This window comes from Arthrobacter sp. FW306-1B-G06A, assembly GCF_058781765.1.
The window spans coordinates 1-12694 of the sequence record NZ_JBYSXB010000010.1 but is presented as its reverse complement, the minus strand read 5'-3'; the positions used below and the strand labels follow the sequence as shown (position 1 = coordinate 12694).

Annotated in this window: 16 protein-coding genes; 4 read left to right on the top strand and 12 right to left on the bottom strand. The window is 62.6% G+C overall.

The features are described from left to right. Positions 1 to 50 precede the first annotated feature (50 nt). Positions 51 to 1031 carry a hypothetical protein gene (locus AC3WJM_RS07210; RefSeq protein ID WP_307054154.1) on the bottom strand — a complete coding sequence of 327 codons (981 nt, stop codon included), beginning with the start codon at positions 1029 to 1031 and terminating at the stop codon, positions 51 to 53. 153 nt (positions 1032 to 1184) lie between these two features. Between AC3WJM_RS07210 and AC3WJM_RS07205 the strand changes: the two genes are divergently transcribed. Both AC3WJM_RS07205 and AC3WJM_RS07200 read left to right on the top strand, forming a co-directional pair. Beyond that, on the top strand, positions 1185 to 1727 hold the full coding sequence (locus tag AC3WJM_RS07205; RefSeq protein WP_059388874.1) for a peptidylprolyl isomerase: 543 nt from the start codon (positions 1185 to 1187) through the stop codon (positions 1725 to 1727). 21 nt (positions 1728 to 1748) lie between these two features. Further along, positions 1749 to 2618: a rhomboid family intramembrane serine protease gene (locus AC3WJM_RS07200; RefSeq protein WP_059388875.1), complete on the top strand. Its 870-nt coding sequence runs from the start codon at positions 1749 to 1751 to the stop codon at positions 2616 to 2618. A gap of 13 nt (positions 2619 to 2631) precedes the next feature. On the opposite strand, the gene AC3WJM_RS07195 is transcribed toward AC3WJM_RS07200, so the two are convergent. From AC3WJM_RS07195 to AC3WJM_RS07145, 11 genes are all read right to left on the bottom strand, one after another. Beyond that, a complete protein-coding gene (locus tag AC3WJM_RS07195; RefSeq protein WP_284988567.1) occupies positions 2632 to 3102 on the bottom strand; it encodes an SRPBCC family protein in 471 nt (156 codons plus the stop codon). Beyond that, positions 3077 to 3481 carry an ArsR/SmtB family transcription factor gene (locus AC3WJM_RS07190; protein ID WP_059388877.1) on the bottom strand — a complete coding sequence of 135 codons (405 nt, stop codon included), beginning with the start codon at positions 3479 to 3481 and terminating at the stop codon, positions 3077 to 3079. The genes AC3WJM_RS07195 and AC3WJM_RS07190 overlap by 26 nt, the downstream gene beginning before the upstream one ends. A 785-nt stretch (positions 3482 to 4266) precedes the next feature. Then, positions 4267 to 5622, bottom strand: coding sequence for an FtsW/RodA/SpoVE family cell cycle protein (locus AC3WJM_RS07185; RefSeq protein WP_492271500.1), 1356 nt, complete (start codon positions 5620 to 5622; stop codon positions 4267 to 4269). Between the two features lie 140 nt (positions 5623 to 5762). Next, positions 5763 to 6830 carry a cation diffusion facilitator family transporter gene (locus AC3WJM_RS07180; protein WP_492271499.1) on the bottom strand — a complete coding sequence of 356 codons (1068 nt, stop codon included), beginning with the start codon at positions 6828 to 6830 and terminating at the stop codon, positions 5763 to 5765. Continuing rightward, complete coding sequence (locus AC3WJM_RS07175) at positions 6827 to 7189, bottom strand: ArsR/SmtB family transcription factor (protein ID WP_059388880.1); 363 nt, start codon at positions 7187 to 7189, stop codon at positions 6827 to 6829. Before AC3WJM_RS07175 ends, AC3WJM_RS07180 begins: the two co-directional genes overlap by 4 nt. Positions 7190 to 7495: 306 nt before the next feature. After that, a complete protein-coding gene (locus AC3WJM_RS07170) occupies positions 7496 to 8098 on the bottom strand; it encodes a DNA-3-methyladenine glycosylase I (protein ID WP_492271498.1) in 603 nt (200 codons plus the stop codon). Positions 8099 to 8154: 56 nt separating this feature from the next. Continuing rightward, entirely contained in the window at positions 8155 to 8850 is a 696-nt protein-coding gene (locus AC3WJM_RS07165) for an alpha-ketoglutarate-dependent dioxygenase AlkB family protein (RefSeq protein ID WP_492271497.1), read from the bottom strand. Then, a complete protein-coding gene (locus tag AC3WJM_RS07160) occupies positions 8847 to 9467 on the bottom strand; it encodes a methylated-DNA--[protein]-cysteine S-methyltransferase (RefSeq protein WP_492271496.1) in 621 nt (206 codons plus the stop codon). Before AC3WJM_RS07160 ends, AC3WJM_RS07165 begins: the two co-directional genes overlap by 4 nt. Continuing rightward, complete coding sequence (locus AC3WJM_RS07155; RefSeq protein WP_492260353.1) at positions 9464 to 9970, bottom strand: RNA polymerase sigma factor; 507 nt, start codon at positions 9968 to 9970, stop codon at positions 9464 to 9466. The genes AC3WJM_RS07160 and AC3WJM_RS07155 overlap by 4 nt, the downstream gene beginning before the upstream one ends. Next, positions 9970 to 10479, bottom strand: a complete 510-nt coding sequence (locus AC3WJM_RS07150) for a methylated-DNA--[protein]-cysteine S-methyltransferase (protein WP_492271495.1) — start codon at positions 10477 to 10479, stop codon at positions 9970 to 9972. The genes AC3WJM_RS07155 and AC3WJM_RS07150 overlap by 1 nt, the downstream gene beginning before the upstream one ends. Positions 10480 to 10521: 42 nt before the next feature. Then, positions 10522 to 10773 (bottom strand): cell division protein CrgA, encoded by a 252-nt coding sequence (locus AC3WJM_RS07145; RefSeq protein ID WP_059388883.1) that lies wholly within the window; start codon positions 10771 to 10773, stop codon positions 10522 to 10524. 178 nt (positions 10774 to 10951) lie between these two features. Between AC3WJM_RS07145 and AC3WJM_RS07140 the strand changes: the two genes are divergently transcribed. Beyond that, positions 10952 to 11812: a class E sortase gene (locus AC3WJM_RS07140; RefSeq protein ID WP_492271494.1), complete on the top strand. Its 861-nt coding sequence runs from the start codon at positions 10952 to 10954 to the stop codon at positions 11810 to 11812. Positions 11813 to 11982: 170 nt separating this feature from the next. Beyond that, the gene (locus tag AC3WJM_RS07135) at positions 11983 to 12624 is read left to right on the top strand and encodes an aminodeoxychorismate/anthranilate synthase component II (RefSeq protein WP_059388885.1); all 642 of its coding nucleotides are present in this window, start codon (positions 11983 to 11985) and stop codon (positions 12622 to 12624) included. Positions 12625 to 12694 lie beyond the last annotated feature (70 nt).

The window sequence follows — 12694 nt, the reverse complement described above, 5'->3', positions numbered from 1 at the left end:
ACCCCGGCGAACCGGGATCCCTTCAACGTGGAGCGAATATGGCTATTTGCCTAGGCCTCGTGCTTGCCGGCTTCGTCTGTGGCCGGCTGGTCCTTGGCCGCTTCGTCCTTGTGGAGGCTGGCGGCGATGTTCTTTACCGCGGTCTTGGCGTCGGTTGCCACTTTTGCTGCAGTGTCCGTAGCGTCCTCGACTGCGTGCTTTGCCTTCTCGGCTACGGCTTCGGCTTTCTCAGCAACGTTGAGTTTCACGTCGTCAATCGTGTCAGCTACCTTGGTGGCGGCCTCGTTCGCCTTGTCAGCGACCTTCTCGGCTGCTGCCGCGGCGGGCACCGGCGACGGCGTTACCGGGGCCGGGGTCTTCCACGGGTCCTCCACCGGACGGCTGGCCTTCCATGCGGCGACGCCGGCCGCGGCAGCTGCTGCAATGACCGTGAAGATCAGGAGACCGCGCTTTTTGGGCTTCCGGGTCTTGGCCAGTTCTTTCGAGACTGTTTTGGACGCTTCCTCGGCCGCGGCTTTCAGCTGGGCCCCTGTGGCTTGTGCTTGCTCCTGCAGATTGTGAACCACTCCCGAGTCCACCAGCTTCTGGGCGACTGCGTCCACCTGCGCGGGTGCATTCTCGAGGGCCTGGTGGACAACCACGGAGGCTTGCCCGAGCTGCTCGGAAAGCTTGGGCAAGTACTCCTCAACAACTTTGTCCCGCGCGTGGCTGAGCGCCGGGGTGGCTTTGTTAAGGGCTTCCTGGATCTTGGGTGAGGCGTCCTCGACGACGTCGTGGATCTTCGGCGCGAGGTTCGCCAGGCCTTCCTGGAGCTTCGGCGTGACGGTTGCAACGCCGTCGGCGAGGTTGTAGGCAGCCGATTTCAGGCCTTCCTGGAGCTTCGGCGACGCGGTGTCGATTCCGTGCTGGATGCGGGGAACAGCCCAGTTCACAGCTGCTTCGACGCGCGGTGTCGCCCAGTCCTTGGCATTTTCGACACCATTCACAACGGTGTGTTCAAGTTCGCGGGCAATCCGGTCCGATTTCTTCACAACTACCTCCCGATCAACATGCTCGTTTGTTGTTAGCCTACGTCGCTTGTTCGGCACCGGCTATTCATCCAGCGGATTCATGGAAGATTTCACCGAGCGCGGAACCGCCCTCCTGGCCGCCCCGGCGTTGACCCTGCGTGAAACAATGGCGATATGACCATCGCAACCGCAAAAGCAACTTTCCACACGAGCCTCGGTGACATCGTGGTTGACCTCTTCGGCAACCACGCGCCCAAGACGGTAGCCAACTTCGTTGGCCTGGCCACCGGCGAAAAGTCCTGGACGCACCCGGAGACCGGTGAAGACAAGACTGGTACCCCGCTGTACAACGGCACGATTTTCCACCGCATCATCAAAGACTTCATGATCCAGGGCGGCGATCCCCTCGGTCGCGGTATCGGCGGTCCGGGCTACAAGTTCGACGACGAGATCCACCCGGAACTCAACTTCAACGCCCCTTACAAGCTGGCCATGGCCAACGCCGGCATCCAGATGGGCAAGGGCACCAACGGTTCCCAGTTCTTCATCACCACGGTCAACACCGACTGGCTTTTCGGCAAGCACTCCATCTTCGGTGAGGTTGCAGACGAGGAGTCCAAGAAAGTTGTAGACGCCATCGAGGCTGTCCGCACCGGCATGGGCGATCGCCCCGTCGAAGACGTCGTCATCAACAGCATCGACATTGTCCAGCTCTGATCCCCGGAGCCTGAACAGCATATGAGTTACGGAATCCCGGCGGCAGAGCCGTCAGCAGACATTCCGGTGTGCCCCAGGCACCCGGACAGGCCCTCCTATGTGCGGTGCCAGCGTTGCGGGCGTCCCGCATGCCCCGAGTGCCAGCGGGCGGCCGCCGTCGGGTTCCAATGCATTGACTGCGTCAATGAAATGAAGCGTTCGACGCCGGCAGTGCGTTCCGCCTATGGCGGCGCCATTGCGACAGGACGTCCTTTGGCGACGTACATACTTATCGGGCTGTGTGCCCTGGTGTACGTGCTGCAATGGTTGATTCCCGGCGGTGTCGTGGAGAATCAACTCGCTTTTGCGTCCGTCTACGCCGCTCCGCAATACGGGGCCTTCGAACCCTGGCGGATGCTGACCAGCGCTTTTGTCCATTCCCAGGGCTTTGTCCTGCACATCGTGCTCAACATGTACATGCTCTGGATTTTCGGCCAGGTGCTGGAGCCGGTCTTGGGGCGCATCCGCTTCCTGGCCGTCTACCTGTTGTCCGCCATTGGCGGCTCTGTCGGTTTCCTACTTCTGACACCTGTTTTGCCTCCCACTGGAGTGGAAGGTGCGTCCGGCGCCATCTTCGGCCTCTTTGGCGCACTGTTGGTAGTTCAAAGCCGGCGCGGCGGAGACACCCGGCAGCTGTGGATCCTCATTGCCATCAACGGCGTGATTGGCTTCGTTGTCCCCGGCATTGCCTGGCAGGCCCATTTGGGCGGCCTGATCACGGGTGGCCTGTGCGCCGCCGTGATTGCCTTTGCTCCGCGTGGACCCCGCCAGGCGCTGTTGCAGACCGCAGGCATGGCCCTGGTGGCCGGGATTCTGGTCCTCGCTACCGTCCTTCGGGCCACAGCGGGCTAACAGCTCCCTGGCTTTACCCCAGGAGTTCCTCCAAGCGGTCCATCGACTCTTTGATGCCCGCATCCATGCCGCTGGCTACTGCCATGTCCCGGGCTTCCACCGAAGGAAACACGGAGTGCTGCACTACGCGCGTGCGGCCTCCGAGGTCTTCAAACCTGGTGGTATCCAGCGTGACTTGCCCCGGGGCGCCGTCGAACTCAAAGGTCTGGATGATCCGCAATGGCTCCTGGACCTCGTGGAAGACCCCGCGGAAACCGAACTCGTTGCCTTGTTCGTCCACATGCGTGTAGCGGTAGCTGCCGCCCGTGCGCGCGTCGTATGACTCCAGGCGCATTTCCAGGCGACGCGGACCCAGCCATTTGACGACGAGTTCGGGGTCCGTGAAAGCCTGGAACACACGCGAGGGTGCGGCGTCGAAGTCGCGGCTCGTATCGATGAACGGCGTGCCCGCGGCGACGTCAATGGTTGTTGTGTTGGTGCTCATTGTTCTTCTCCTTTTCGGGACTGTCTTTGTCGGTTGTGCTGGCCAATAGTTCGTCCAGCCGGGCGAAACGTTCCTCGGCCTGAAGACGGTAGTTCTCGATCCACTCAGCCAACGGACCCAGCGCTGTGGTGTTCAAATGGCAGGGACGGCGCTGCGCTTCCCTGCTCCTTGTGATGAGGCCCGCGCCCTCGAGCACTTGAAGGTGCTTGGAGATGGCTTGGAGGGTGACGGTGAAGGGCTGGGCGATCTCGTTGACGGTGGCATCGCCCAAGGCCAACCGCGCGAGTATCTTGCGGCGGACAGGATCGGCGAGGGCCATGAACGCCCTGTTGAGCTGGTCTTCCGGGTCCAGCACCGCTGCAGCAATCGTGCCCGGCATGCTTCTCCCCTGGTGGGTCGGGCCTGAGGATCGCGGATTTCGGGGTCCTCCGCCGTACTCAAGCAGATGGTTTATCAACTAGTTCATTGAATAACGCCAGCTTAGAACTGCGCTTTCAGGTCCGTCAAGACTTTTGGATATGTTTTCCACAGGCCTTATCCACAGTGTGCGTAACTTACAAGCTTGTAGTTCGATGGTGAATGGACACTGTAGGGCGAGATGGCAGGGGCTGCGCCTTTCTCCGGCGATTAACGTCCACACCTGTGGATAACTTTTGCCCACACGCCTGTGGGTATGTGGATAAGAAGTGGGTTATCCGGGGGTGTGTGGACAACCTCAGTGTTCGCAGCCAAAAGAGCGCGGTATCAACAGAGTTATCAACATTGTTAATAACTCACATCGCTGTAGTTCGTTGTCTTTGCTGCCCCTTGAGGCCCGCCGTTCCGGGAGTTTTCCACTATGCAGGCACGGTTTTTCCCCAACTGTGGATAACTTGTGGGTAGCTGCCTGTTGTTAAGTGCGTAACTTCGACTTAAGGTGCCGGCGCGCGGCTAACCCAACTAGCTCGCAGTTGTTGTCGTTATGAGGCTACAAAACGACAACAACTGCGGGGCCCACGCCGCCAGGGTTCCCTGGCCGAGCTTGCGAGGCGAGGGTGGCGGTGGGGACTAGCTGGGCCCACGCCGGGAGGGTTCCCTGGCCGCGGGGCCTTGCGAGGCGAGGGTGGCGGTGGGGACCACTTGGGCCGCTCGCCACGTGGTAGCTGACCGGTGTCCGTAAGGGTGTCAGACCGGAACGTGTTCGGTCTGGGACGCAACGGTTTGGGGCCTGCGCGCAGCGTCGCTGATCCGCAACAGCAGGGCGACGATGATCCAGTTGGCGAGGAGGGAGGACCCGCCAGCGGAGAGGAACGGCGTCGTGAGCCCCGTGAGGGGAATAAGGCGGGTGACGCCGCCGATAATGATGAAGCACTGAAGGGCCATGGAGAAGGCCAGCCCGCAGGCAAGGAGCTTCCCGAAAGCATCCCGGATGCCCAGGGCGGCCCGGAACCCTCTCGTGAAAAGGAGCAAATAGAGGAGAACGATCGCGAACAGCCCGATCAGGCCGATTTCTTCACCAAGGGAAGCGATGATCATGTCGCTGTTCGCGAAAGGCACCAGGTCAGGGCTCCCGAGCCCGAGGCCCTTGCCGATCAGGCCGCCGTCGGCCATCCCGAAGAGGCCCTGGACAATCTGGGCGCTGCCTCCGGGGAATCGGGTGAAGACCTGGGGGTCGAAAGCGTTGATCCACGCGTCAATGCGCAAGCCGACATGGGAAAAAATCTTTGCTGCGGCGTATCCGCCCAAAAGCATGAGCACGACGCCGAGGACCAGCCAGCTGGCCCGGCTTGTGGCAACGTAGATCATCACGATAAATAGGCCGAACAGCAGTATGGACATGCCGAGGTCGTGCTGGAAAACCAGTACGCCCACGCTCGCGGCCCACGCGGTGATCATGGGCCCGGTGTCCTTGATCCTGGGGAACTGCAGGCGCCCGAATTTCCTGCCGGCCAGCAGGATCAAGTCCCGGTTGGAGGACAAGTAGCCCGCGAAGAAGACGGCCAGCGTAATCTTCACGATCTCGCCGGGCTGGAACTGCAGTGAACCGAGGCGTATCCAGACATTCGCGCCGTTGATGTCGCCGGCCGAAATGCCGGGCACGAGGGGAAGGATAAGGAGGGCGGCGCTGACCGCAAGTGCAATGAAGGTGTAACGGCGCAAAAGCCGGTGGTCCTTCAATAACCACAAAACGGCGGCCGCGACCAGGACCGAAACGATCGTCCATGTGAGCTGATTAGCCCCGGCAGTCGTACCGTTTGAGGCATCCAAGCGTCGGATCATGGCGATGCCGAGGCCGTTCAAAGCCACCACAATCGGGAGGATCACGGGATCCGCATACCTTGCCTTGAACCGCAGGACGACGTGGAAGATCCCCGCCAGCGCCGTCAACGTAGCGGCCTGAAGCCAGAATCCAACGTCGAGGGCTTCCTTCTTGTCGACACTGGTCATTGCAAGGGCCCCAATGCCGACGCCAAGTGCCAACACCAGCAGCACCATCTCCACGTTTCGGCGAGGCTTCGCCAGAATCGCTTGCTGGCTCATGGGCATCTTCTTTCGTGGATCTCGGGCGGCCGGCGGGTCCGGTTCGTTGGCTCAAGATCGGGTCAGTGGCTCAACATAAGGTTCAGTGGGCCATCATAACCGCAGCGGCTGGGGAGCGGTTGGGAACTGGATCCGGTCGATCAGCGGCAAGCGTCCGTAACGGTCTGTATCACCATGTCGTCGAGCTTGGGGAGCGCGTGTTCAAGCCGGTGCCTGGCCTCGCCGACAGTTTCTTCAATCGCTGACAGCGGCGCGTCGGCGACGACGATAGTCGTGGCGCCCTGCAGGCGATGGCCGACCCAACGCAGTTGCAGTTTTGGCACCGAGAATACACCGGGTGTCATTTCCAACGCCGCCTGGGCGCTGTCCAGCACCTCGGGTTCTATACCGTCCATCAGGCGTCGTCCGATGCTGCGAACCGTTCCCCAAAGCAGGACGATGATGGCGGCCGAAATCAGCAGGCCGACAATCGGGTCCGCCAAAGGGAAACCGAGCAGAACGCCGCCGGCTCCAAGCACCACTGCGAGGGAGGTGAATCCGTCAATGCGCGCATGCACGCCGTCGGCAACCAGTGCAGCTGACCCGATCTGCCGGCCGACCCTGATCCTGTAGACGGCCACAATTTCATTGCCCGCAAAGCCTATGATTCCGGCCGCAAGAACCCACCACAGATTGTGCAGGGGTTGGGGATGGAAAAGGCGATCGATGGATTGCCATGCGGCGACCACTGCTGAAAGCGCTACGACGCCGACAATGAACAGCCCGGCAAGATCCTCCGCCCGCCCGTATCCATAGGTGTAGCGACGGGTTGCCGCACGACGTCCCAGTATGAATGCGATCCACAATGGCACTGCGGTGAGCGCGTCCGAGAAGTTGTGGATTGTGTCGGCCAGCAATGCGACGGAGCCGCTGATGAGGACCACAAGAAACTGCAGGACCGTGGTGCCCAGGAGCATGAAAAGGCTGATCTTCAGTGCCCGGACGCCCTGCGTACTCGACTCGAGGGCATCATCGATTGAATCGGCGGAATCGTGGGTGTGCGGGACAAAGAGCTCATACAGCCACCCCTTGAGACCCTTGTGGTGCGTATGGGAGTGTCCGTCGTGGGCGTGGGCGTGGGCGTGGTCGTGGTCGTGGTCGTGGTCGTGGTCGTGGTCGTGGTCGTGCACGTGGTGCTCGTGATGACCAATTTGCGGGTGACCGCTCATGCCGATTCCTGTTCTGCGCGGTGGTGTGCCGGGGTACCGCCCAAGGCGTGCTCCGCCTGGAATATTGCATCCGCGACTAGCTGGCGGGCATGCTCGTTCTCGAGGCGGTACATGACCCTGGTTCCGTCCTGTCGCGTGGAAACCATTCTCGCCAAGCGCATTTTGGCAAGGTGCTGCGACACTGCGGCCGGAGACTTCCCTAGGAGTTCCGCCAGAGCTCCGACGGCCATTTCGCCGTTCCGGAGCGCCAGGACGATCCGGACCCTCGTGGCGTCAGCCAGCATCGCGAATACTTCCACAGCCAATTCAACGTATTGGCTATCGACCCCCAGCGAGCAAGCACTCTTATCTGCATTCATACGCAGATTCTTTCACACATCCCGACTAAACCGATATCGCGGACCCGGGATATCGAACCGGAAGCTGATGGGTCCGTGATGAGCGGGGCCAGAATGAAGTTCTCAATACCTCGGGAGTGAACTCTCCGTGAACCCGCGGACACTATCCACAGCCTTGTACACACTGGGTAAAACCACGGGACCAAGGCATGGGTGCTCGGCTATCGCCTGAATGTCGGGGATCCCGGCTTCATGTACATGGATGTCCACATGAATTGTCCACAGCTGTGGATAAAGTTACGCACTTCTGTGGAAAGAGGGTGGGTATCAGAGCCAAACTCCCGAGCTGCCCCGACGATGGCTGTCCAGAAGGTGGGTATCGATCATCCCGATCGCCTCCATCAGCGCGTACATGGTGGTGGGGCCCACGAAGGCGAAGCCCTTCTTCCGCAGCGCCTTGGACAGGCCAATCGATTCCGGCGATTGGGTAGCGACGTCGGCAAAGGTTCGCGGTTCCGGCGTCGACTCCGGTTGGAACGACCACACGAAGTCCACCAACCCGCCCTCGCTCCGCAAGGCGATCGTCGCCTTGGCGTTGGTGATGGCCGCACGGATCTTGAGGCGGTTGCGGACGATTCCCGAATCCTGCATCAACCGCTCCACGTCCGCCTCCGTGAAAGCCGCGACGCTTTCAGGGTGGAAGTCCAGGAAAGCGGACCGGAATGCCTCCCGCTTGCGCAAAATGGTGGCCCAGGACAGGCCCGCCTGGAAGCCCTCGAGGCTGATGCGCTCATACAAGCCCCGTTCGTCCCTTACAGGCATGCCCCACTCGTGGTCGTAGTACTCCCGCATGAGCGGGTCAACGGATGCCCACGGCGGACGCGCAAGGCCGTCGTCGCCAATGATGGTGCCGTTCTCGGGCGGGTTCATAGCTGTTCCTCCACAGGAAGCCGGGCAGAAGCTGTTGTTGCCATTGTGCCCCGGTCCTACGACATTCCCGTGACGCGCATGGTGATGTTGATCCGCCCCCTCGGCAGCCCGCAACCTTCAGGAGCCGTTCCGGGGAGGACTTTGGTGACTCCGTGGTACGCAAAACGGGAAGCGCCTCCGAACACGAAGAGGTCCCCAGAGGAGAGCCCGACGTCGGTATACGGCTTGGTGCGCGTCTCCGTGTTTCCGAAGCGGAAGAGGCAACTGTCTCCCATGCTGAGGGACACCACGGGGGCCCGGGACTTTTCGTCCTTGTCCTGGTGCATCCCCATCTTGGCGGTCTCGGCGTAGAAATTCACCAGCGCGGTGTCCGGCGTATACCTGGCGGCTTCGGCGGCGTCGCCGTACGCCTCCAACATTGCTTTGCGGCCCAGGCGCACCATCCAGTCAGGAAAGTCGAGGACCCGCCGCCCGTTGACGTCAAAGGCCTCGCGTGTGTATCGATAGGGCTGCCAGTGCCAGCCGAGGCAGACTGTCCGTACGGACATCGGGTGGCCGCCGGGAAGGACGGCGGCACGCAAGGGGACGGGACCCCGCGTCCACTCTTCGAAGCGGGCCACTATCCACCGCTGCTGCTCAAGGCTCAGCCAGCCCGGAACGTGCACCGCGCCGGGCGCGATCACCCGGGGACCGGCGTCGGGCGCGTCCGGCAACTCAAGGGGAAACAGCGGTTCCGTCCACCCGGAACTCATGCTGCCTCAAGAGCCAACAAGGCGCGCTTGGCATCCGTGCCGCCGAGGTAGTTGCCGAACGATCCATCGGATTTCACCACCCGGTGGCAAGGCACAATCACCGGCAGCGGGTTGGTGGCGCAAGCGGTGCCGACGGCGCGCACGGCCCGCGGACTTCCGGCGGCCAAGGCCACTTGCGCGTAGCTTTCCGTATGGCCGTAGGCGATCTGCGGCAAATGTTCCAGGACACTGAGCCGGAACCCGCGCGAAAGGCTGAAATCCAAGGGGACGTCGAATTGGTGCCGGGTCCCGGCAAAATACTCGTCCAGTTCGCGGGCAGCCGGATCCAGGCGGCTCGCCGAGAAAAGGATCCGCGGACTGAGCTTTTCCGCGAGGAGCTGCAGTACGGCGTCGTGGTCTTCCACTTCGAACGCCACGCGCACCATGCCGCGTTCCGTGGCGGCGAGGAGCAGTTTGCCGATCGGGGAATCCACTGTGCGGTAGGCAATATCGAGCGTGTGCTGCTCCGCTGCAGCCGCTGCGAGGCGGTCGTGGAGCCGCTGCATGATGGCCGGTTCTGCGGATTCGAGGGGAGCGAGCAGCTCGGAGAGGTCCGGATCGTCGTGGTGGATGGTCATGGGGTTTCTTCTTTCACGTAGCTCAAGGAGCTGTCGAGGAGAATGGTGCGCAACGCCTTGACGCCGTCGGCTCCCGCGCGGCGCGCGGCGTCGGGAGTTCCACCGAGGAGCCCGGCGACTTCTTTGTACGGGAGCCCGGCGAGGTAGTGGTACGCCACAGCTTGGCGCTGTTTCGGGGGAAGCTGCCCGACGGCGTCGAGCACCTCCCGGTGGCCGTCGCCGGGGATGCCGAGTCCGGACGGTCGCACAGGCAGTTCGTCCACTGGAACCGGCCGGCGGTTCCTGGAGCGGACGATGTCGATGGACTTGCGGTGGGCGATGGTGACGAGCCAGGCCTGGACGTTGGCACCCGCTGGCAGTTCGGGGTAGGCCTTCAAGGCGGAGAGGAAAGTCTCGGACCAGCCGTCTTCCGCGTCATGGTCGCCGAGGACCGCGCGGCACACGCGCAGGACCGTGGGTCCGTGCTCGCGGACCACCAGCTCGAACGGCTTCTTGGGCTCCATTAGAAGAGCTTGCTTTCCTTTTCCGCTGCTGGCTCTTCGAGTTCCAGGAGGAACCGTTTGTTGTCGAGGCCGCCGGCGTAACCGGTGAGCTTCCCGTCGCGCCCCACAACCCGATGGCACGGGATGATGATGCTCAGCGGATTGCGGCCGACTGCCGAGCCGACGGCCTGGGAAAGGTTGCGATCGCCCAGTTCAGTGGCCAATTCCCCGTAGCTGACGGTTTCCCCGTACGGAATTTCTTCGAGTCTTGCCCAGACCCGATCCTGGAAAGGATTCCCTGAAGCCTTGAACGGGACGTCGAACACGGTCCGCTCGCCAGCCAGGTACTCGCCCAGTTCAAGAGCGGTTTGCTGGAACAAGGGATCCTCAGCCGGTACGGCCTCACCGAAGAACTCCGATGGCGGCATATGCCAATGACCCTCGAAGAAAATGCCGGTCAGCAGATCGTCCTGGGCAGTCAGCGTGAGCCGGCCCAGCGGGGAATCAATGGTTGTGTGCCTGGTGGTCATGTCTGGTAGACGCTGCAGGCGGCCGAAATGTGAGGTCGCCGCTCAGGAGCGCCAGCGCGTGGTCATGAGGAAGCCGACGATCGCGATGCCGAAGCCCGCCACGATGTTCCAGGACGCCCATGCAGGCACGGGAAGCTGGCCGCTGGTGATGTAGAACGTGATGATCCACAGCAGGCCGATGATCATGAGACCGAACATGACTGGCTTGTACCAGATGGGGTTCGGTTTGTACTGCTGCGTGGTGGCCGCTTCGGTGGGGCGGGCGGCCCTCTTGCGGGGCTTGGACTCGGGCACGGTTCCTCCTTGGCCGGCTGAATGAAAGGCCGCGCGCCGGCTTGATATCCTGCAGGAAGGAAAATTCCAGCGGTCAACGCGCACGCGGCAATTCCGGGGTTCGTTCTAGCAGTCAAGTCTAGCCGGATTTCGGGGGCTGCTCGTCGTCGGGCATCCGCGCCTGCAAAGAGGAGATCCAGTGGCGCAGCAGCAGACGCAGCAAGCCGCTGCCGTGCCGGACGACGGCACAGGAACCGGCGCGGAGGGTTCCGGCCCCGCGGGACACAAGCCGCGCCCGGCGAGGCGCAAGGGACGGCCAAGCACGGGGGACGTCGTGCGCAAGATCGTCCAGGTCGTGGGCGAGTTGCTCGTCACCGCCGGACTTATCCTGCTGCTCTTTGTGGCGTGGGAACTGTGGTGGACCAACGTCGAAGCCGATGCCAAGCAAAGCCAGGCCGTCCAGGGTTTTGCCAAGAGTTTCGCGGGACCGGTGGCACCCGTTGTCCCTGCCAACCCTGCTGCACGGCCCGACTACGGGAAGCCCGTGGTTGCCGAGGCTCCCGAACACGGCGGCATGATCGGCATCATGTACATCCCTCGATTCGGCGCGGATTATTCGCGGCCCATCATCGAGGGCACCGGTTCCGACATCCTGGATACGCTGGGCCTCGGCCACTACGGAACCACGAGCATGCCCGGAGCCCCTGGCAACTTCGCCGTCGCCGGCCACCGCCAGACCCACGGCGCAGTGCTGGACAACATCCACCTCCTGGTTCCGGGCGACAAAATCTACGTGCAGACCAAAGACGGCTATTACACGTATGTCTTCCGCAACAACCAGATCGTGCTGCCCTCGCGGACGGACGTCCTTCTGCCGGTCCCCGCACACCCAGGTGCGACGCCCACCGAAAGCTACCTGACCATGACGAGCTGCAATCCGCGCTTCGGTGCGCAAGAACGCATCATCGCCTACTCCTTGCTGGAAAGCTGGCAGCCGGCATCAGCCGGGCCACCACAGGACATCGCCAAGCAAGTCGCCCAGACGGCCGGAAAGGGCTAAGCCATGTACGGATGGATCTTCCGCCACCTCCCGGGACCCCTCTGGGTGCGTATCCTGACATCAGCGGCACTCGTGGCATGCGCGCTTGTCCTGATGGTCCAGTTCCTCTTCCCCTGGATGTCACAATTCACTACCTTCACCGACTCAACGATTGGTTCAGCACAGCAGCCATGAGCACAACAAAAATCCTCGTCGTGGACAACTACGACAGCTTCGTCTACACCCTGGTCGGCTACCTGCAGGAGCTCGGCGCGGAAACCACAGTGGTCCGGAACGACGACGTCACTCTCGCCGAAGCGATCGAGCTGGCGGACGCGCGCGACGGCGTGCTGATCTCCCCCGGCCCCGGGACTCCCGCCGAAGCCGGCGTCTGCATTGAATTGATCAAATGGTGCGGAGACAACAACAAGCCGATGTTCGGGGTCTGCCTTGGGCACCAGGCGCTGGCCGAGGCCTACGGCGGGACTGTCACTCATGCCCCGGAGCTGATGCACGGCAAGACCTCACCTGTGCAGCACGACGGCAAGAGCGTTTTCGCCGGTCTGCCCTCGCCGGTGACGGCCACCCGGTACCACTCCCTCGCGGCTGTCCGGGAAAGCATCCCCGACGTCCTGGAAATCACGGCCGAAACCGCCAGCGGGGTTGTCATGGGCCTGCAGCATCGTTCGGCGCCGTTGTGCGGGGTGCAGTTCCACCCGGAATCGGTGCTCACCGAAGGCGGCTACCTCATGCTGGGCAACTGGCTTGAATCACTCGGAATGTCCGGGGCGGCCGCCCGTGCCGCCACCCTGAGCCCGCTGATCCAGCGCTAGCCGCCTAGTCCGCCCAGGCCTCCGCCGCCCTTGGTGTCGCTAGGCGACGGCGTGGGGGTCGGGGTGGGAC